Annotated in this window: 19 protein-coding genes; 13 read left to right on the forward strand and 6 right to left on the reverse strand. The window is 45.2% G+C overall.

The window, feature by feature from the left end; all coding sequences use genetic code 11:
* The first annotated feature begins 73 nt into the window (after positions 1–73).
* The 3 genes from DT065_RS17090 to DT065_RS17100 all read left to right on the forward strand — a co-directional run bounded on the left by DT065_RS17090 (position 74) and on the right by DT065_RS17100 (position 2780).
* Complete coding sequence (locus DT065_RS17090; RefSeq protein WP_335743597.1) at positions 74–1771, forward strand: adenine deaminase C-terminal domain-containing protein; 1698 nt, start codon at positions 74–76, stop codon at positions 1769–1771.
* Between the two features lie 119 nt (positions 1772–1890).
* A complete protein-coding gene (locus DT065_RS17095) occupies positions 1891–2184 on the forward strand; it encodes a YerC/YecD family TrpR-related protein (protein ID WP_114375439.1) in 294 nt (97 codons plus the stop codon).
* 314 nt (positions 2185–2498) lie between these two features.
* Positions 2499–2780: a CotD family spore coat protein gene (locus DT065_RS17100; RefSeq protein ID WP_114375441.1), complete on the forward strand. Its 282-nt coding sequence runs from the start codon at positions 2499–2501 to the stop codon at positions 2778–2780.
* 163 nt (positions 2781–2943) lie between these two features.
* On the opposite strand, the gene DT065_RS17105 is transcribed toward DT065_RS17100, so the two are convergent.
* The 5 genes from DT065_RS17105 to DT065_RS17125 all read right to left on the reverse strand — a co-directional run bounded on the left by DT065_RS17105 (position 2944) and on the right by DT065_RS17125 (position 8443).
* Entirely contained in the window at positions 2944–3834 is an 891-nt protein-coding gene (locus DT065_RS17105; protein ID WP_114375443.1) for a YitT family protein, read from the reverse strand.
* Between the two features lie 124 nt (positions 3835–3958).
* Positions 3959–5041 (reverse strand): isocitrate/isopropylmalate dehydrogenase family protein, encoded by a 1083-nt coding sequence (locus tag DT065_RS17110; RefSeq protein WP_114376403.1) that lies wholly within the window; start codon positions 5039–5041, stop codon positions 3959–3961.
* Positions 5042–5061: 20 nt separating this feature from the next.
* Positions 5062–5985: an AEC family transporter gene (locus DT065_RS17115; RefSeq protein WP_335743560.1), complete on the reverse strand. Its 924-nt coding sequence runs from the start codon at positions 5983–5985 to the stop codon at positions 5062–5064.
* Positions 5986–6045: 60 nt separating this feature from the next.
* On the reverse strand, positions 6046–7398 hold the full coding sequence (locus tag DT065_RS17120; protein ID WP_114375445.1) for a CitMHS family transporter: 1353 nt from the start codon (positions 7396–7398) through the stop codon (positions 6046–6048).
* 31 nt (positions 7399–7429) lie between these two features.
* Positions 7430–8443 (reverse strand): LacI family DNA-binding transcriptional regulator, encoded by a 1014-nt coding sequence (locus tag DT065_RS17125; RefSeq protein ID WP_114375447.1) that lies wholly within the window; start codon positions 8441–8443, stop codon positions 7430–7432.
* Positions 8444–8707: 264 nt separating this feature from the next.
* On the opposite strand from DT065_RS17125, the gene hisD reads away from it, so the two are divergent.
* From hisD to DT065_RS17150, 5 genes are read left to right on the forward strand one after another with little or no spacing between them, the layout of a single operon-like run.
* Positions 8708–9988, forward strand: a complete 1281-nt coding sequence (gene hisD / locus DT065_RS17130; protein ID WP_114375449.1) for a histidinol dehydrogenase — start codon at positions 8708–8710, stop codon at positions 9986–9988.
* Between the two features lie 15 nt (positions 9989–10003).
* The gene (locus DT065_RS17135) at positions 10004–11062 is read left to right on the forward strand and encodes an Ldh family oxidoreductase (protein WP_227002653.1); all 1059 of its coding nucleotides are present in this window, start codon (positions 10004–10006) and stop codon (positions 11060–11062) included.
* A gap of 16 nt (positions 11063–11078) precedes the next feature.
* The gene (locus tag DT065_RS17140; RefSeq protein ID WP_114375453.1) at positions 11079–11903 is read left to right on the forward strand and encodes a sugar phosphate isomerase/epimerase family protein; all 825 of its coding nucleotides are present in this window, start codon (positions 11079–11081) and stop codon (positions 11901–11903) included.
* A complete protein-coding gene (locus DT065_RS17145) occupies positions 11903–12574 on the forward strand; it encodes an aspartate/glutamate racemase family protein (RefSeq protein ID WP_114375455.1) in 672 nt (223 codons plus the stop codon). The genes DT065_RS17140 and DT065_RS17145 overlap by 1 nt, the downstream gene beginning before the upstream one ends.
* Positions 12561–13328 carry an SDR family NAD(P)-dependent oxidoreductase gene (locus DT065_RS17150; RefSeq protein WP_114375457.1) on the forward strand — a complete coding sequence of 256 codons (768 nt, stop codon included), beginning with the start codon at positions 12561–12563 and terminating at the stop codon, positions 13326–13328. The genes DT065_RS17145 and DT065_RS17150 overlap by 14 nt, the downstream gene beginning before the upstream one ends.
* Positions 13329–13352: 24 nt before the next feature.
* On the opposite strand, the gene DT065_RS17155 is transcribed toward DT065_RS17150, so the two are convergent.
* The gene (locus DT065_RS17155) at positions 13353–14414 is read right to left on the reverse strand and encodes a GntG family PLP-dependent aldolase (protein ID WP_114375459.1); all 1062 of its coding nucleotides are present in this window, start codon (positions 14412–14414) and stop codon (positions 13353–13355) included.
* A 254-nt stretch (positions 14415–14668) separates the two neighbouring features.
* Here DT065_RS17155 and pcrB point away from each other — a divergent pair, with 254 nt between their 5' ends.
* From pcrB to gatC, 5 genes are all read left to right on the forward strand, one after another.
* Positions 14669–15379: a heptaprenylglyceryl phosphate synthase gene (gene pcrB, locus DT065_RS17160; protein WP_114376406.1), complete on the forward strand. Its 711-nt coding sequence runs from the start codon at positions 14669–14671 to the stop codon at positions 15377–15379.
* Positions 15380–15392: 13 nt separating this feature from the next.
* Positions 15393–17600: a DNA helicase PcrA gene (pcrA, locus tag DT065_RS17165; protein ID WP_114375461.1), complete on the forward strand. Its 2208-nt coding sequence runs from the start codon at positions 15393–15395 to the stop codon at positions 17598–17600.
* Positions 17601–17616: 16 nt separating this feature from the next.
* Positions 17617–19617, forward strand: coding sequence for an NAD-dependent DNA ligase LigA (gene ligA, locus DT065_RS17170; protein WP_193550781.1), 2001 nt, complete (start codon positions 17617–17619; stop codon positions 19615–19617).
* Positions 19618–19655: 38 nt separating this feature from the next.
* Complete coding sequence (locus tag DT065_RS17175; protein ID WP_114375463.1) at positions 19656–20882, forward strand: CamS family sex pheromone protein; 1227 nt, start codon at positions 19656–19658, stop codon at positions 20880–20882.
* A gap of 121 nt (positions 20883–21003) precedes the next feature.
* The gene (gene gatC / locus DT065_RS17180; RefSeq protein WP_114375465.1) at positions 21004–21294 is read left to right on the forward strand and encodes an Asp-tRNA(Asn)/Glu-tRNA(Gln) amidotransferase subunit GatC; all 291 of its coding nucleotides are present in this window, start codon (positions 21004–21006) and stop codon (positions 21292–21294) included.
* The last annotated feature ends 2 nt before the right edge of the window (positions 21295–21296 follow it).

Below are 21296 nucleotides of genomic sequence, written 5' to 3' on the forward strand. Positions count from 1 at the left end.
AATAGAAAAGAGCAGGTGATGAACCATCCATCCTTCATTTTCGCTATGGAACAAGCAATCAAAACGAAGGCAAATCAGTGTCGTTCGCGGTGAGAAACCGCCGACGCAAGTAATTACGAACGCTACGTATCTAAACAGCGGTCGCAAACAATGGACGAAAGCGAACATATGGATTTACCATGACCGCATCGTCTACGTCGGAGATGCGTTACCGGCGAAATCACCAAAAATAAATTGGTATGATGCTCGCGGGCAATTTATCGTTCCCGGATATATGGAACATCACGCGCACCCATTCATGTTATACCATCCCCGTGCTTTTGCGGATTACGCACTGAAACGCGGAACGAGCACCATCTTCAATGACAATCTAATCTTATTAATGCACTTGGAAAAAAAGAAAGCGCTTTCTTTCATCAGTGAAATGGGGGAGGGACCTTCCTCCCTATACTGGGCGAGTCGCGTGGATGCACAAACGGAAACAAATGATGAAAACCGTTTGTTCACTCCGCAAAACATTGATGATTGGGTCAATCATCCCCTCGTTGTCCAGGGAGGAGAATTCAGCGGATGGCCACGAGTCATCGCCGGTGATGATTCCATCCTACATTGGGTGGAACAATTGAAAAAGGGAAATAAACCAATGGAAGGCCACTTGCCGGGGGCCTCGGAAAAAACATTGGCACAGCTCGCATTGCTCGGTGTGATGAGTGACCATGAGGCAATCACTGGGGAAGAAGTGTTACGCAGACTTGATGCCGGTTATACGACCACCTTGCGACATTCTTCGCTACGCCCTGATTTGCCCCATTTGATCAATGAGTTAAAAGAAGCGGGGATTACCGATTACAGTCGTTTCCTCCTTACAACGGACGGGGGAAGCCCAACGTTTTATGAGCCTGGGGTTATGGATTCGCTGTTAAAAATTGTTCTTGAAGCAGGGATCGATCCATTGGCAGCATATGAGATGGTTTCGTATAATGTTGCTCGTCATTACGGGATTGAAGACATGCATGGCATGATCGCCCCCGGTCGGGTGGCGCATCTCAATTTTCTCATGGACGTACAAGATCCCACCCCGATTTCGGTAATGGCAAAAGGCGAATGGATTGTTCAAGAGGGACGTGTCGTGAACGAGCCGAAACCCTTCGACTGGGGGCCGTATATCTCGGAACAACAGGGGATCTCTTGGGATTTGGTAGAAGAAGACATGCATTTTTCCATGCCGATGGGCATTCATCTTGTCAATAATGTTTTATTAAAGCCTTACCACATTGATATCGAGGCCACAAAAGAAAGCCTCGGAGAGGAACATGATCAATGTTTCTTCGCCATGGTGGATAAAGAAGGAAAATGGCGGATGAACACGATTTTGAAAGGGTTTGCTACCGAATTGGACGGATTGGCGACTACATTTTCGATCAGCGGTGATGTCATCATGATCGGAAAAAAGAAATCAGCCATGAAAAAAGCGTTTGAACAATTGCGGGCTGCCGGCGGAGGGCTATTTATTGAAAATGACCGGGAAGACCGTCGTTTTCACCTCCCGCTCCCTTACTTCGGCATGATGGCTGACTTGTCCATGGAGGAGGTCATGGAGAGGCATGCGTCTTTTGTTGAAGTTATGAAAGCAAGTGGCTATCCGTATGACGATCCTTTGTATAGCATCTTTTTCTTTTCATCCACCCATTTGCCTTATGTACGCACGACGGCAAAAGGGATTTATGATGTTCACAAAAAAAGCGTTCTCTTTCCTACGATAATGCGTTAAAATAGAAAAGAATGAGATCGTGGCGGCTTATGCCTTGAATGGGACAGACGATTTGCCGGGTGTAAGCTGTAACGTGAACGACATGGATGAAATTTTTATCTATGAAAGAGAGGATTGCTATGCAAATCGATAAATTGCGCGGCAAAGAAATGGATCAACTATTTCACGCGATTTTGTCCTTAAAAGATATCGAGGAATGTTATCAATTTTTTGATGATCTTTGCACCATTAACGAAGTACAATCACTTGCCCAGCGGTTGGAAGTGGCTCGTATGCTGCAGGAAGGGAAGACCTACCATAAAATTGAAGTGGAAACGGGAGCAAGTACAGCCACCATCAGCCGAGTAAAGCGTTGTCTCAATTACGGAAACGATAGTTATCAACTGGCGCTCAGCCGTGTGCACGGCGAATAATATAAAAGCCCCGAAAAAGATGTCCGTCTTTTTTCGGGGCTTAATAAATATCTCTCACTTTATTCCACTTGAATAATGGGTTGATAAAGTGAAGAGGTATAAATATTTTCTCATACTGGATCATTGCCGTGATCATTTAGCAATGAAGGAAACATCCTACCAGTAGGAAATTATCCCACTAGAAGAGCCACCATAAGAAGAATCTTCTCTGGCATTTTACTTTTTGTGGGTATAAGAGCATAGGCCAATGGACCAGTACACCGGCGCTTGTCTTTACATAACGTATAGGAATTCGATTTAAAGGAGGCGATACGATGGCCGGAAGGCGACCGAAGCCACCCACGCCCCGTTATTCTCCATGCCCCCTTAGCAGTTCTGTTCCCCAAAATTGGGTGCCATACGTGCAAACGTATATCGTCCCGGAGGTGCAAACGGTCCAAACCCACTATGTCAAGCATCATGTCTATCAACATGTCCATCACTATCCGCACGCGCATTCATTTGAAAACAGAAACACGCCGGCACATGTGCACGAAAGATGGATGCCAGCGTATGCAAAGGCCTATCGTCCAGGGGCGGAACATCCATACAGGTAGGCGTTTTTAAGGCACAGAACACCCATAGAAGGCCGGCGGTCTTCCATGGGTGTTTCCTAGGATTCTATTATGACGGTTAACTTTCGATCCAGGGGATGCCGTGATCGGTAACGGTATCCAAAAACGAGCTTCTCTTCATCATCACATGGCAGGGTAGGCATGGTTATTTATTTGATTGACCAAAATCTTCGTCTTCAAAAGTATCCTTCATTGGGAAAGACTTTTGGGAAGGGTGGTATTGATTTAGAAACGTCCCACCGGAGACGTCTTTTACCGTATAGACGACGATAAAAGCGTTCGGGTCAATATCGTAGACCATTTGTTTTAAATGGAACAATCGTTGTTTTTCAATCACGATATAGACCATTTGATGTTTCTTCTGTGAAAAACTTCCATAGGCCTCGTAAATAGTAGCGCTTGAGTTCATTAAACGAATGACCGCATCCGCGACATCGTTTCCTTTTGTGGAAATGACATTGAGTGCTTTCCTCGATTGAAAACCTTCTAGAACGTAATCGGTAATTTTTTTGCCGACATATAGTGCAACGATGGTATACATTGAATAGAGTGGACCGATGATGAAAAATCCGATCCCCACGATGATCGCATCGAGGACAAAGTTCGCGCCTGTGAGTTCCCAGCCGAATTTATGGTTAAGCATGCGGGCAACCGTTGAGGTGCCTCCGGTTGTGCTGCCTGCCTGAAAGATGAAGCCGAATCCCGCGCCAGTGAACACACCGGTGAAAATTGCCGCAAGTAAAGGATCCGCCATCGGTTGGCCCCAGTCTTCCATTAAGTAGACAAAAAGGGAAAACAACGGAACATTTAATAGTGATTTATAAATCATATGGGTTGGCAAGACCCGAAAGCCAATTGCCAGAAGAACAGCATTAAATAGGAAGGTAACAATCGCCGGTGAAAATTCAAACGCGTAGAAGAGCAATAAAGAAAGTCCGGCGACGCCCCCTTCCGCCAAGTTGTTGGGCATGGCAAACTGAGTGATCGACAAAGCGAACAAAAACGTACCGAACGTTAAAAACATAAGGTTTTTCAAAGTAGATCCCCCCTTACCATTATGTCCATTTTCACTTTTCGATAGACTCACTATTACCATATTTTCAAGGGTAAAACAAGGAGTGGGGGGAGAAAAGGGAAGAACGTAAAATGGTTTGGTTCCCCTATGGGATCACGACTTTTTCAATCTTGTTAACGATGGCCTCGGTAAATGAAGAAGTTGTTTCACTCCCACCTAAGTCAAGTGTGCAAACCCCTTCTTGTAATGCCTCGGCGAGCGCCAACTCAATCATCCGGGCACCGTCAAAGAGGCTTCGGTCATTATGGCGTTCACCTAACCAATTCAACATCATTGTTGCTGATTGGATAATGCCGATGGGGTTGGAAATGTTTTTACCGGCAATATCAGGAGCAGACCCATGGGCCGCTTGCGCCATCACTAAATGATCGTTTGTGTTAATGGAAGGGGCAAGTCCTAAACTTCCGACTAATTCGCCTGCTAAATCAGATAATATATCTCCATACATATTTTCAGTAACGATGACATCAAACGCATCAGCTCGTCTGACTAGGTGAGCGGCCATGGCATCAATGTGATAATCATCGACGACCACTTCCGGATATTGTTCAGCCACTTCGTGGCAAGTATTTAAAAACAAGCCTGACCCCAATTTAATGACATTGGCTTTATGAACGACGGTAACTTTTTTTCGACGTTTCATTGCCATTTTAAAAGCGGCATGCGCAATTCTTTCAATCGCTTTTTTTGTAAATACCCCGGTAGATACGACAACTTCCGGCGTGATTTGCCACTCCCCGGTTCCGCTGTACATATTACGGTCTGCATAAAAACCTTCGGTGTTTTCCCGGAAAATCACTAAATCTGTATGGTCTACCCCACTTTTTGTGCCCGGTGTCGTCTTGGCGGGACGTATATTTGCATATAAGTCAAAAAGATGCCGCAGTTCACCGCTTGGATTCCGGACGGTTTTGTGCGATTCAGGGTATGCAGCGGAATCGTGCGGACCCATTATCCACCCATGACAGTCTTTCAATCCTTCTTTTGTTACATTGGGGATCGGGTCATTATGTTGTTCAATCGCCTTCCAACCAATTGGAAAATCCCCCCATTCAAAGGTAATACCCCCCAATTGTTTGGCAGCTGCTTCCAGGATAGACGTAGTGGCAGGGACGATCTCGCCTCCGATTCCATCCCCTTCAAGAACACCAATTTTATAAATAGCCATCATACCAACCCTTTCCTTATTCAAAACATAATCATAGACAAATAGATAACAAACGTGACGGTCCCCCCACTTAGAATCGTTGAGTACAGCACAATCTGTGCGTGTAACTCCGGCACCACCTGGGTGTCAAGTGCAAGGGTTGCTGTATTTCTTGACGTCGGAAGTGCGCTCGCAATGAGTAATGATTGTGCCATCACCCCATCAATACCAAGGAGCAATATAATAAGCAAAGCAAGCATAGGTCCAGCAATTAACCTGCCCAACAGACTCCAGACAATAACTCTATGAAATGACTTGATACTTATGTGGGCAAGTTGAGCACCGAGTAGGAAAAGCGCTAAGGCAAAAAACGCATTTGCTAGTTGTTCAAGCGGCACAAGTGCAAAAGTAGGAAGGGGAATGTCCAAAAGTTGAAATCCGATTCCTAAGTATAAAGCATGAACAATCGGTAACCGAAGGATTTCTTTTAGTATCTCGACGACTGATTTTGATGTAGATATCAAATTGTATAGGCCATACGTATAGGTAAGTAGATTCTGGAAAACAATGATGATAATTTGAATAGAAACACCCAATGGATTTGCACTAAAGATGAGTTGACTGACCGGTAAACCGTAATTGCCCGCGTTCATAAGAGAAATGCTGTTTTTTAAAGCAGCACTTTCTTGCCGTTTTAAGTGTAAAACCTTGGCTAAAAAATTGCCAAGGAGAATGGTGCCGGCAGTAAATAAGAGCAAATAAAGAAAAAGTTGCCCTAACAGGCTATAATCAAATTCAGCTTGATAAATATTTAAAAAAACGGCTGCAGGCATAAAACAATAGGTAATAAGCTTTACGACTGGCGTAAGTTGAAAGTTAAATTTCTTCTGCAATAGCACGCCAATGGCCATCACAATTAAAATGGGAAGAATAACCTCAAAAAATACACCGCTGATAACATTCACATAAAGACTCCATTCCAGGAATCATCTACCCTCGGACGTCGGGCGGATGAATTTTTAAATCTAATATATACCGAGGATGAAACCTAAAATTATTCCAATAATACCGAAAGCCCAGAACCAGAGGAAAGCGTACTTCATGAATTGGCCTATTTGTACACCGGCAAGTCCAACGCCTAGCCACATGGCTGGAGATAAGAAACCTTGTGAAAAAGTACTTCCGACTAACATCATATAAGCGGTAGTTTCCGATGCTACGCCAAAGTTGGATGCTACACTCTCAACAACCGGAAATATCCCAAAATAATAAGCATCGGTGCTCATAATGATGTCTAAGGGAATGCCAAAAAATGCCACGATAATGTGAATAAATGGACCGACAGCATAAGGTAAAATCCCTACGATAGAGAGAGCAAGAGAATCCAGCATGCCTGACTCCGTCAACACGCCCAAAAACAGTCCAGCAGCAAGGATGATTGATGCCATCATAAGAGCAGCAGGTGCATGTGCTCGTATTCGCCCCATTTGGTCATTGACACTACGGTAGTTCAATGGCAAAGCAATTGCCAAACCGATCATAAAGGCAAGACCCGGAGGCGCGATATCTAAAAGCATTAAGAGCAGAACTCCGAATAACACTGCAGCATTGAGCCAAATCATGGCCGGGTTTTTCCTGGGTTGCTCTTCGGAGGCTGCTTCATTTTCCTCTTGCTGTTTAATGAAGTCTTGAGCGAGTGCTCTTGCATTAACATTTTTCTGGGCTTCAATTTCTCCATTATTGATTCGTTTCTCAATGCGTTTCTTTTCTCTCAGTGCAAGGATCACCGCGAAACCAATGGCCAGGACAAACGCACCTATTTGCCAAGGAATCAATGGAAACCATAGTTCAGCAGGGTTATCATAACCAAGTACCGAAGCAATCCTTCCTACCGGGCCGCCCCAAGGGACGACGTTCATAAACCCAAGACTAAAAGTGGCAAGCAGCAAAAGTAACATCGGGCTCATATTTAACGCCCTGTATAAGCCAATAAGTGCAGGGATCGTCAACAAATACGTGGTTGCGCCGGCACCATCGAGTTGAGCAATTGCTCCGATGATGATTGTAACGATGGCAACAATAATCACATTTCCCTTCGTGAAGATGATCATATTTTTTATAATCGGATTAAATAAACCGATATCATTCATGATCCCGAAGAACATAATGGCAAAAATAAACATGATGGCGACGTCCATGACTTGATTGGCTCCACTGTTAAAAAACTCCGCGAGATCTTCAAATCCAAAGCCGGCAATGAGTACGCCAACGACCGGGATTAGGACCATCGCAACAATTGGATGAACTTTCCCCCACATTAGGAGCGTGATCACCGCTAAAATGATTAAAAATCCACTTATTGCTAAATATGGTTCCATTTGTTGACACTCCCTTGAAATGTAATAAATGTTATTCGTTATTAGAACGGTTTAAAGCTGTTGTCTTTCGGTTAATGAGTTTAGGTTCCAACGTTAACTGCAGATTTTTTCGCTCTTGAGAATCTACCTCCATCATGTGAATAAGATGTTCAATCGCGTGCAACCCCATTGGCTTTTCGGAATGGTGGGTCAATGTGGTCATTTGAATCGCTGCATGATTCGTCATATCGATATTGTCCATCCCGCATATACTAAAGTTTTCCGGAATTTGGAACCCTAGGTGCATTAAATAATTTTGACAGAATAATGCCATTGAATCTGTAGCGGCAAGGATGGCGGTTGGTCTGTCAGGCAATAATAATAACTCATCCACGGCCTGTACGACGGAGTCTTCCGTGGTATCGGTTTCTTTAATCCAATCGGATTCGATTGGATGGCTAACGGCTTCCAGCGCTGTTCGGTACCCGGATAACCTCCCATGAAACGTTGAGGTATACGTGGGTCCTCCAACCCAAGCAATTTTTGTATGGCCAAGTTTTAACAAATGATTGGTCGCCAATTGTCCGGCTTTTTCATTGTCTATTTCGACATAATTTCCCCCTGATTGATGGCGACGGTTAAACATAACGAAGGGGACTTGAGCATCTACGAGATCTTGATAAATCGGATCATCGATGAAAATAGAAGATAGAATAATTCCATCAACTTGTTGTTTCAGTACCTCTTCGTAAATAGAGAGATTATCGCCTTGCTCTTCAAAATAGACAAGCGTGTGGTACCCATACTTTTTGGCATAGTTAACAATCGCCGTTGTTGAATCAACGAAAAATGGGTTGTGCAAAGGGCCGGAGATTAAAGCAATGTACTTGGTTTTCTTTTGTTTCAAATTGCGCGCAACCACGTTCGGTCGATAGTTTAGCTTTTCAATGGCTTTTTGAACTTTATCGACCGTTTCTTTTTTTACTTGTTCCGGCGCATTTAATACTCTTGAAACCGTAGGCTGTGAGACCCCGGCTTCTTTTGCGACATCCCTGGACGATACCATATACTCCAACCCCTTTTTCCTTCCCTAATACGTATTCATTGTAAGCGTTTTTATATAAAGCGTCAATAGTGGTTGATTTTTTGTTAGTTTTTTCTATGATTGCAACATGCGTAACACTCATCTTTGCATAAGGGAGCGGGATAGACGATATAACGGCATTACTGCCATTTTACACAACGCAAATAAAAATAAATCGTTTACAACGAAGGTACTGTGTATTATGATGAATACGTATTCAAAAAATGATCCAAGGGATGTGTTTCAATGGCAACCTTTCTAAAAAAGGGAAAAACCGTGCAAGAAAAGCAGTCAGCCGACATGAACGTCCAACAGGCGGTAGCCGATATCATTCAGGACATTGAAGATCGTGGCGATACAGCTGTCCGAATCTTTTCGGAAAAGTTTGACCACTGGTCTCCGGAAAATTTTCGTCTCTCCAAGGATGAGATAGAAGCGGCTATTAATGACTTATCGGATGATGTCATTCAAGATATACAATTTGCACAAGAGCAAATTGGCAATTTTGCACGTCATCAACGTGACGCTATTCAAGATATTGAAGTAGAAACCCGACCGGGAGTTGTTATCGGACATAAAAATATCCCTGTTACCAGCGTTGGTTGCTACGTCCCCGGCGGACGTTATCCGATGGTGGCATCTGCCCATATGAGTATTGTCACGGCCAAAGTGGCCGGTGTCGACCGCGTGATCGCGTGCACCCCTCCCGCAAATGGGGAAATTCCGAAAGCAACGGTTGCGGCCATGCATATGGCTGGCGCTGATGAAATTTACTTGTTAGGCGGCGTGCAAGCCATGGCGGCAATGGGGATTGGAACAGAAACCGTTGATCAAGTCGACATGATCGTTGGGCCAGGAAATGCTTTTGTTGCGGAAGCGAAGCGACAACTCTTTGGCCGTGTAGGCATTGATTTATTAGCAGGGCCGACAGAGACCCTCGTGATAGCTGACGAGACAGCTGACGTGGAAATGGTTGCCACCGATATTCTCGGGCAAGCTGAACATGGGCCCACCTCTCCCGGTGCATTAATCACAACATCCCGAACGTTGGCTGAATCACTGGAAGGTGAAATCTCTCGACAGTTACAAACATTGCCAACGGCAGACGTTGCGGAAAAAGCTTGGAGAGACAATGGGGTCATCATTGTTGTAGAAAATGAAAAAGAAGCGGTACAGGAAGCGGATACACTTGCATTTGAACACGTTCAAGTGCTTGCAAATGATCTAGACTATTATTTGGCTAACCTGAAGAACTACGGCGCATTATTCCTTGGACCTGAGACAAACGTTGCTTACGGGGATAAAGTGATTGGTACAAATCATACCCTCCCTACAAAAGAAGCGGCGAAATATACAGGGGGGCTCTGGGTTGGAAAATTCCTGAAAAACTGCACCTATCAGCAAGTGACCAAGGAAGCCAGCGTGGAAATAGGCAAATATGCGGAAAGGCTTTGTGAACTGGAAGGGTTTATGGGACATAAAAGACAAGCTTCTTTACGTGTAGAGAGGTATGAAAACAATTCATGAATAAGAGGGGGTATAATGATGTCGGACAGCTTCACTTATATTGAAGCATCTCATTTAACAGAAGTTTCCGCTCTGTTATTTGAGAGCGAGGGAATGAACAAAGAAGATGCCAATACCATTGCAAAAGATTTGGTAGCCGCTAATTTAAGAGGGTTGGATTCTCATGGTGTCTCCCGCATTCCGATGTATTTACAGCGGATTCGAAAAGGAGTCGTTAACCCTAAACCGGAGATAAAGGTTGAAAACATAACAAATGCGGTATCAAAAATCAATGGGGATGCCGGTATGGGCTTCTTGGCCGGTCATCGTGCCATGACAGAAGCGATGGATCTGGCTCGTGAGAGCGGCATCGGTTTAGTAGGCATTCATAACAGTACCCATTATGGTATGGCAGCCTTATACGTCATGGAAGCAATGAAAGAAGGCTTTATATCAATGGCCTACACGAATTCTTCCCCTGCCATTCCACCTTGGGGCGGGAGAACGGCATACTTGGGCGCTAACCCGTTCGCTGCCGCTGTACCTAGCGGTAATGAATCGCCTTATGTGTTGGATATGGCAATGACCGTGATCGCGAGGGGGAAAATTCGATTAGCTGCTACGAATAATGAGCCGATTTCTGAAGGATTGGCGCTCAATAAAGACGGGGTGCCTACAACCGATGCGAATGAAGCATTCGAGGGTGTATGCCTTCCATTTGGGGAAGCCAAAGGATCAGCACTTGCCATGCTCGTCGAACTTCTATCCGGTGTTTTGACGGGAGCCAATTATGGCGGGGATGTAAAAAGCTTGTATTTTGATCACTCAGAGCCTCAAAATGCCGGGCACTTGTTCATTGCGATTCGTCCTGATTTATTCGTATCAAAATCAGAATTCGAGACTCGAATGGATGAGTTTGTAAAGCGAACGAAATCACTGCCTCGAGCAAAAGGTTTTGATGAAATTCTCATACCTGGAGAACCGGAAGAAAGAAAAGTTCAAGAACGTCTCCGTACGGGTATTCCCATTAGTGAGAACGTGGTTGCTGATCTACGTCAGGAAATAAAAGAATGCGGCATACACGCGTCGATTTGATAAAGAGGTGAATGTAATGCTTCAATTCGCTTATCCTTACCAAACAGAAGAGACGAGCAAACCATTGTTTAGCGCAAAAGGTTCCGCAAAAGAAATCATTCCTTCTCTGGCATCTTTCGGTTATGATGGCATTGAGCTGTTAGTACGGGATGCACGTGAAGCGAATTTACCTTATTTGTTAAAATTAATCACTGAGGAAAATTTAAAAGTAGCCTCGTTTGCAACAGGACCTATGGTAGCAGACGATCAATTATCATTTTCGTCCTTGGATAAAAGCTATCGAGACGAGGCGGTAAAGCGAATCATTGATTTGATAAGATGGGCGGAAGAATTTGAATGCTCCATTACAATCGGTAAACTGCGCGGACAAATCAGTGATGAACAGCCTCGTTTATCTTGGGAATATATGAGACAATCTTTCGATCGCGTGCTTGACGCTGCTGAAAAAAGGAATGTAGACATTTTAATAGAACCTCAAAATGAAAATCATATGAATAACTTCAATCGTACAGACGAGACGATGTCTTTTATACAAAAATTTAACCATGCCAATGTAGGCGTTATGCTTGATTGTGTTCATATGGAGGCAGAGCTCCGTGGCTCAAATTTTGTTCAATTATTTCACGATGCGGGCGATAAATTAGGCTTCATTCACCTCACTGATAGCGACCGGTTGATGCCCGGCGACGGAACGTATGATATAAATGCAATCGTAAACAATATTCGCCAATTACCACGAGTTCCTTTTGTCAGCTTTGAGATTAAGCAGCAAAATTCTTCGTTGGCTGTGGCAAAAAAAGCGTTGAAACGAGTGAAATCTATCTGGAAGGAGGGGGTTTGATGTCAGACAACATCCGAATTGGACTCATTCACGCTACAATGAATTCCGTGTCACCTATTCTTCGTGCATTCTCACAATTGGAAGAAAAGGCTGATCTTGTTAATTTTATGGATGAAGGGTTAATTTACGAGCTTAATGAGACGAATACTGTCACAAACCGAATGATCATGCGATTAAGTGAATTAGCGGGTAAAGCTGTTGAAAGCAATGTGGATGCTATTTTATTTACGTGTTCGTCTTTTACCCCATATGTAGCCAAAATTGCTGAACTTATCCCTGTGCCTGTCTTAAGCTCTGACATGAGCATGTTGGAAAAAGCCGTGGAGAAAAGTTCGGATATCGTAGTGATAGCGACGGTAAAAGCAGCGGGCCCGACGACGGAAAGAATGCTTAACGAGGCAGCTGCTAAGAGGAACAAAAAAGTCAACATTAAAATGTTTGTTTTACGGGAAGCCTTTCAAGCATTGCAGAATGGGGAACCTTCTGCCCATGATCAACTCATCCAAGAAAAAATACAGGAGCACGAAGGTGCGGAAACCATTGTTCTTGCCCAATATTCCATGGCGCGTGCCGTTGAATCTACCAACTTTCCCAACGTATTAACAGGTCCGCACGTCAGTGCTCAATCTATTATGCGGAAAGCGCGGGAGGCTGAATATGAAAATAGATGACATTTTTTCGGTGAAAGAAAAAGTGGTGATCATTACCGGTGCAAGTCAAGGAATCGGTAAGGATCTCGCGACTACTTTTGCAGAGAACGGGGCGAAAATTGCGCTGGTAGCACGGGATGAAGAAAAATTGAAAAAAGTAAAAGCTGAGACAGGCCTTTCATCCGACGATGTCGAGATTTTTCCTTGCGACATTACAAAAACAGAAAGCCTCTCTGATTTAGCCGATCAAATATATCGAACGTTCGGCCGGATTGATGTCCTTATCAACAATGCCGGGACCAATATAACAAAACCCGCTACAGAGATAACGGAAAGCGATTGGGATACAGTCCATGACATCAACTTGAAAAGTGCCTTTTTCTTTAATCAGGCTGTCTATCCTTTTATGAAGACGCAGGGGGCAGGGAAAATTATTCACATGTCTTCTCAAATGGAAGAGGTTGGCTATTACAACCGTTCCGCTTATTGTTCCAGTAAAGGCGGAGTAAAACAGTTGACGAAATCTTTGGCGATTGAATGGTCAGCTGATCAGATTAATGTCAATTCCGTTGCGCCAACGTTCATTGAGACGCCTTTAACAGAGAAAATGTTCGAAGATGAAGCCTTTAAAGCAGACGTTTACAGCAGGATCCCTTTGGGGCGATTAGCACAAACAGAAGATCTATATGGAGCCGTTCTTTATTTAAGTTCCGACGCTTCGAACATGGTCACAGGCCAAACATTGTTCGTTGATGGCGGTTGGACGGTGTGGTAACAAAATCGCTAAATCAATGGGGATTTAAAGGCTATCACAATACGAGTTAATAATATTTGCTGCCCTTATCATATTGTCTCTCGTTATCTCGCGGTAAGTGGTCATTCTAACGTGGCGGTCGGAAATGCTTTTTACCTTGAGCCCCCGCTTCAAAAGACCGGATTCAAATGTTTCTGCCGACTGGCCACTTGGAGAGACATCAACAACGATCATATTTGTTTGAACGGAATCTATGCGAATATCTATTTTATCATTGTTCATGATCATGTTTGCCAACCGATAAGCATGATCATGATCGTCCTTTAATCTATCCGCTTCTTGTTGAATGGCAGAGATTCCTGAAGCAGCGACGACACCTGATTGCCGCATTGACCCTCCCAGCAACTTCCTTACTTTCCTTGCACGTGAAATAAATTCTTTTTCCCCACAGAGCAAAGCCCCTACCGGAGCTCCTAATCCCTTGGATAACGAAAGCATAAGAGAATCCACCGGTTCGACCAATTTCTTGACCGGTATGTCATAATATACGGAGGCGTTAAATATTCTCGCGCCATCTAAATGAACAGGAATAGCGTGTTCATGAGCAACATGACAGATTGCCTTCGTCTGTTCTTTTGACATACAAGTGCCGCCCATAAAATTATTCGTGTTTTCCAAGCAAAGAAGCTTAATTTCATCATCTCCGATAAACTGTTTGATGCTGTTAATTTCAGGGGTTCCAAATGGATCTGTTACAAAAAAACGCGGGATTAAACCTCCGAAGCTATCCATAAAGGGTGCTTTCTCACTTTTGTTTATATGGGATGTTTCGCCTAACAGAACATTGTCTCCTCTTGTGCAATGCGTTAATAAAGCGATCAGATTGGCCATCGCCCCACTATTACAAAAAAGAGCAGCTTTCTTCCCCGAAACTTCAGCAGCGATGTCTTCCAGTCTATTAACAGTCGGGTCTTCCCCTCTTCCCAAGTTATCTTCCCTGCCATCATCCCCGACTTCTGCTTCAAACATCGCTTTTCTCATTTCCTTGGTCGGTTTTGTTAATGTATCACTTCTTAAGTCTATGATATAATCCCCCCCCGAAAGCAAAGACGCTACAAAAATGGATTACCTGAATTATAACAGGTTCGATGGAAATCTTGTATGCATCAGCGTTTTCGTTCAAACAATATCCCTGGGAGACATCTTGTCCTCACGAGCTTAAGAAAATACTGAATATCTGCTATAATGTGAGGCTGAGGACCCCTTTACCGTGGAATCTTAATGGAGTCGAATGAACTTGAAAAATGATGGAGGTTGTAGAATCACCCTCGTCAACCTGAAGTGGAGGCTCTCCTGAAATGATGGAAGAAATGAAGGCCTGGCGTCACGCGTTTAAAATCGATCCGGGACGGCCGTTTTCCGAGCAATGGCTCGCGGAGATTTGTGAGTCGGGAACAGATGTGGTTATAGTTGGCGGGACTGAAGGAACGACCATTGATAATGTAACGGAATGTTTAGCGGCTGTCAGGCGTTTTTCAGTTCCGTGTGTACTGGAAGTGACAGAACTGGAGGCACTTACACCCGGATTTGACGCTTACTTGATTCCTGTCGTTTTAAACGCCCATCACCCGGCATTTATCAGCGGTCTTCATCAACAAGCACTGAAGGCCCACGGCCAGTTTCTAAAAACGGCTGACGTCTTAGGTGAAGGATATTGTATTTTGAATCGTGAATCCAGCGTGGCGAGACGAACAGAAGCAGACGCTGCCTTAGATATGGACGATATCGTCGCTTTTGCCCGTTTTTCCGAAAGTGTTTTGCGCATGCCAATTTTTTATCTTGAATACAGCGGTACATATGGGGACGTTGAAGTTGTAAAAAAGGTCAACCAAACGCTAGAACACGCCCGGCTGTTTTACGGCGGGGGGATACAAACGAAAGAACAAGCGAGTGAAATGGCCACATGGGCGGATATGGTTGTCGTAGGCAACGCACTCTATGAAAATAAAGAAGAAGCATTGAAGACCGTAAACGCAGTGAAAGAGACAAAAAGGCAAACCAACAAGCGCTAAGGATGTGCGTGTGATGCAACGAAATATGATTGAACAATTACTCGAAGGGTTGAATTCGGAACAACAGCGGGCGGTGAAGAGGACGGAGGGCCCGCTATTGATTATGGCCGGTGCCGGAAGCGGGAAAACGCGTGTGCTCACCCACCGGATTGCTTATTTGGTCCGGGAAAAAGGGGTGGCGCCTTGGAACATTCTCGCGATCACCTTTACGAATAAAGCGGCGCGAGAAATGAAAGAACGTGTGGGGCAATTGATCAGCGGCGTTGCCGACAGTATTTGGATGTCGACGTTTCACGCCTTATGCGTGCGGATATTGCGTAGGGATGCCGACCGGATCGGGATTAACCGCAATTTTTCCATCTTGGACGCTACCGATCAACAATCGGTCATTAAGCAAATTCTAAAAGATCAAAACCTGGATGTTAAAAAGTTTCCCCCGAGGACTTTGCTCGGCACGATTAGCGGTGCCAAAAATGAGCTGATTACCGCCGCCGAATACGCTAAGAATGCAAACGGGCCGTTTGAGGAAGTGGCTGCTGATGTTTATAAAGAATATGCGCGACGTCTTCGGATCAATCATGCGCTTGATTTCGACGATCTGATTATGACGACGATTCGTCTTTTTCGAGAAATGCCCGAGGCCTTGGAATACTATCAACGCAAGTTCCAATATATCCATGTGGACGAGTATCAGGATACGAACAAGGCGCAATACATGCTTGTGAAGCAACTTGCCGGCCGTTTTCGCAACACCTGTGTCGTCGGCGACTCCGATCAGTCCATTTATAAATGGCGCGGAGCCGATATCAGCAATATCTTATCTTTTGAAGAAGATTACGAGGAAGCCGAAGTTATTTTACTGGAACAAAATTACCGTTCGACAAAGACGATTCTATCGGCGGCCAATGAACTGATTAAAAATAACAGCGGACGTAAGCCGAAAAATTTATGGACCGAAAATAAGGAAGGAACCCGCATTCATTTTTATGATGCCATGGATGAGCGGGAGGAAGCGTTTTATGTCGTAAATCAAATGAAAGAAGCGGCACAAACGAACGAGCAGAGCTATCGAGATTTCGCGGTGCTCTATCGCACAAACGCCCAGTCCCGTGTGATGGAAGAATTGTTCGTCAAGTCAAATATCCCCTATCAAATGATCGGCGGCACAAAATTTTATGACCGTAAAGAAATCAAAGATGTGCTTGCCTATCTAAGGGTCATTGCCAATCCCGATGATGATATCAGTTTGCAGCGGATTATTAATGTTCCTAAACGAGGGATTGGGGCGACAACGGTGGATAAAGTGGCTGCTTATGCGAACAATCAGAACATAAGTCTGTACGGAGCCCTCCTGGAATCCGAACAGATCGGCCTTTCGGCAACGGTGACGAAAAAGCTTCTCGGCTTCACGGAACATCTGAACAACTGGATACGCCAACAGGAGTATTTATCGGTGATCGATATCATCGAGGAAGTGTTGGAAACGTCCGGATATCGGGAAGCACTCAAAGTGGACAAGACATTGGAGGCCCAAAGCCGTCTCGAAAATATGGACGAGCTTCTCACTGTCGCCCAAGAGTTTGAAAAAAGACAGGACGACAAGTCGTTGATCGCCTTTTTGACTGACCTGGCCCTGGTTGCGGATATTGATCGTCTCGATGATGAAGAGGAAAAGCAACAAGGAATGGTGACGATGATGACATTGCATGCCGCCAAAGGGCTGGAGTTTCCTACTGTTTTTTTAATCGGGATGGAGGAAGGAATTTTCCCCCATAACCGTTCCTTATTTGAAGAAGAAGAGATGCAAGAAGAACGCCGACTCGCGTATGTGGGAATGACGCGCGCGGAAGAACAGTTGCATCTGACAAAAGCTTTGTCAAGACGCCTTTACGGACGAGCGCAAATGAATCCGGGTTCACGGTTTATCAACGAAGTTCCGGGCCATTTATTTGAAGCCGTGCCGGAAACAACCGAGAATGTTTCCAGCAATGACGAGGTTGCGAAAGGGGCGCGAAAACATCGGAAGGTGGCTACGACGACCCGAACGGGCGGAGAAACGCACGCTTGGAAGGTGGGAGACAAAGCGGATCATCGAAAATGGGGGACAGGTACGGTGGTCGCTGTTAAAGGGGACGATGAAGACCAGGAGTTGGATATTGCATTTCCCGAAGAAGGCATAAAACGACTTGTTGCCAAATTCGCCCCGATCACACGTCAATAAGAAAGGAAGACCGGCTATGGCTATAGATCAAGACGTAGAAAAGCGTGCGGCGGAGCTGCGTGAACGACTACATCGCTACAATTATCATTATCACGTGCTTGATGATCCCATCGTCCCCGATGCGAATTATGATGAGGATATGCATGAACTCATCCGGCTTGAAGAAGACAACCCAGCTTTAAAGCGCAATGATTCCCCGACGATGCGCATTGGCGGGGAAGTGCTTTCCGGGTTTCAAAAGGTTCGTCATGAACGACCGATGTTAAGCCTCGGGAATGCATTTAACGAGCAGGAATTATGGGATTTTGACCGCCGCGTACGCCAAGGGCTGTCGGCAGAAGACGAAGTAACATATAGCTGTGAACTTAAGGTCGATGGCCTCGCGGTCGCCCTCACGTATGAGAGGGGGCGCTTGGTTCGCGGTGCGACAAGAGGCGATGGGCAAATCGGTGAAGATATTACGTCAAATCTTAAAACCGTCGGTTCGATTCCGTTGTATCTCAATGAAGCGGTAAACCTTGAGGTTCGCGGGGAAGTATTTATGCCGGAACATTCGTTTCAACGACTGAATGAAGCGAAAGAACAACGTGGAGAAGCATTATTCGCCAATCCGCGTAACGCGGCGGCAGGTTCCTTGAGACAGCTAGACCCTAAAATTGCGGCCACTCGAAACTTGGATATTTTTCTCTATGCGATCGGTGACGATCGCGGGGCAGGTGTAATCTCCCACCATGACGCGATTGCCTATATGAAGAAATTAGGGTTAAAGGTAAACCCCGAAAACCGACACGTCGGTTCGATGGAAGAAGTCATCGCCTATGTGCATCACTGGATCGAACAACGCAAGGATCTCCACTATGAAATTGACGGCATCGTTATTAAAGTAGACAGCCTGAAACAGCAAGATGAACTTGGCTTTACGTCAAAAAACCCCCGTTGGGCGATTGCTTACAAGTTTCCGGCAGAAGAAAAAATGACGACGTTAACCGAGATCGAATTGTCGGTGGGGCGAACCGGCGTTGTAACCCCGACCGCTCACCTTGAGCCGGTGACGGTTGCCGGGACCACTGTTCAACGAGCCTCGCTTCACAATGAAGAACTTATTCGCGAAAAAGACATTAAAATCGGGGACCAAGTCATTATTAAAAAAGCAGGAGACATCATACCGGAAGTTGTACGTGTGCTGGAAGAGGTGCGTACCGGCGGGGAAAAAGATTTTTCAATGCCATCGGAGTGTCCTGAGTGCGGGAGCGAACTCGTCCATTTGGAAGAGGAAGTCGCTTTACGCTGTATTAATCCGCGGTGTCCTGCACAAATTCGCGAAGGATTGATCCATTTTGTCTCCAGAAACGCGATGAACATCGATGGGCTCGGAGAACGGGTGATTACACAACTTTTTCATCATCATCTCGTTGCTGATATTTCTGATTTATATACGCTTCAATATGAAGAACTAGTCAAGCTTGAACGCATGGCCGATAAATCGGTGAATAATTTGTTGGCGGCGATTGAAGCGTCGAAAGACAATTCGCTGGAACGATTGCTGTTTGGATTGGGCATTCGTTTTATCGGGGTGAAAGCGGCCGACACACTTGCGCGCCATTACAAAACGATAGAAGCCTTGCAAAACGCATCATCGGAGGATATTCAGGCGGTGCCGGAAATTGGGCATAAGATGGCAGAGGCGATCGAGCAGTATTTTCTACAGCCCGAAGTGGCAGATATGCTCAAGCGTCTAAAGGAATCCGGTGTGAACATGACATTTAAAGGAAGTACGGAGAGTGAATCGGAGAAGTTTCAAAATCAAACGTTTGTGCTTACCGGGAAGTTGGAAAACTGGTCACGCAATGAGTTAAAGGCCATTATTGAAGCCAACGGCGGAAAAGTAACGTCAAGCGTCAGCAAAAACACAGACGTACTCATTGCAGGTGAAGATGCAGGCTCCAAAAAGGACAAAGCCGAGGAGTTGGACGTGGAAATATGGGATGAGAAGCAAGCGCTGGAAAAAATCGATTAAACCGAAGTAGCGCTTGTTCATGAGAGGGGGGAAACTGGATGGAAAGAAGGGTGTTGGCAGTAAGTTTAGCTATGCTTCTTATCCTTTCCGGCTGCGCGGATTTTTTGGACCCGGACACTACAGAAGAAACGGCAGAGACAGAGGACGGGGAACAACAACAAGAAACGGCAGACGTGGGGGCGCCGGTTCCCAGTTTGTCGGAATACTACCGAAATGTTTTTCCGGATGGAGAGTATGAACCCGGTGAAGTAAGAGGCTATACATCAGGGGAAGGTTGCTACTCAGGTACTGCCTATAACCGGTTGGATTTGGAACGGTTGGAAATTGGACTTAGTGAAATAGCTTCGGAGACGTTTCCGCCCGAAGATTATTTTATTCAAGAAGGGCAGTTTGTTGAAAGCAACGAGTTGAATGCTTGGCTGGCCCGTTATGAAGATGTCGATGGGGATGACGATGAAGAGGGAAATGCAGGCCTCGGGTTAAATCCTTCGCTTGGAGACGGGGAGGGCTTTGAAGAACAACATAGCAATCATCCATGCGTTCTTTCTCATATTATCGAACAAAACTATCACATCGAAAATGATGATGGAGAGCTAGAACTGGGTGGTGTTGCGGTCGCGCTATCCTTAAACAGCATCTATTATTTCCGTGAGCAAAATGAAGACGGCACATACGGCTCCTGGTTTGACGAAACAATTTCAGAAGAAGAGGCCATGGACGCGGGCGAGGAAATGGCGGAGGAAGTTGTTGATCGCTTGCGCTCGAATGCTCGAGAAGAAGGGATGTTGAATGACGTACCAATTGTCATCAGTCTCTTCAGGGAAGCACCGCAAAATTCAATTACCCCGGGGGAATTCATCGGGGCCGCAACCGCTGAAGCAGGAAGTGACCTCGGCAGCTGGGAGACCTTGAATGAGGAGCATTACTTTTTTCCGTCCGATCGTGCGTTTGATCATGTACCGGAAGATGCTGAACGCTTTAACCAATTCAAGGAAGCGGTAAACAGTTATTTTAGCGACCATATAGGTGTCACCGCCCGGGGGCATTATCAGGGCAATGACCTCGAAAGTCTCTCTATCGAGGTGCCGATCCGGTTTCATACCAAAATGGAGACAATCGCGGTGACCCAACAGGCAGCAAGTGAGTTGGAAGAACATTTTCAAACGGGCATTGACATTACCATGACCATCACCACGAATGCTCAGACCGAAGCGCTGATTACAAGAGAAGGCGGAGAAGAGGTGCATGTGCACATTTATGAATAAAGTAAAAGCAAACAGAATGTGTGCCAAACGTTTGGGCATGAACGAAGTTTTTGCTCACGTGCCCGTGTTTTGATATGATCATAGTATTGTCCAAACCAACTGATGGAGAGGTGAATAACGAGTGACCGAGATTACAAAAGAACAAGTGAAACATGTGGCAGACCTTGCACGCTTAACGTTTAGTGATGATGAACTGGAAACATTTGCCAAACAAATGGGCGATATTATTCAATATGCGGAACGCCTTAACGCACTAAACACCGAAGATGTCGTACCGACGACGCATGTCATGGACGTACGAAATGTTCTGCGTGAAGATGAAGTGCGCCCGTCCCTGAACAGGGAAGATGTGCTAAAAAATGCGCCAGCGTCAAAAGATGGACAATTTGAAGTGCCATCTGTCCTGGACTAAAG

This window comes from Salicibibacter kimchii (genome assembly GCF_003336365.1).
Lineage (GTDB): Bacteria > Bacillota > Bacilli > Bacillales > Marinococcaceae > Salicibibacter > Salicibibacter kimchii.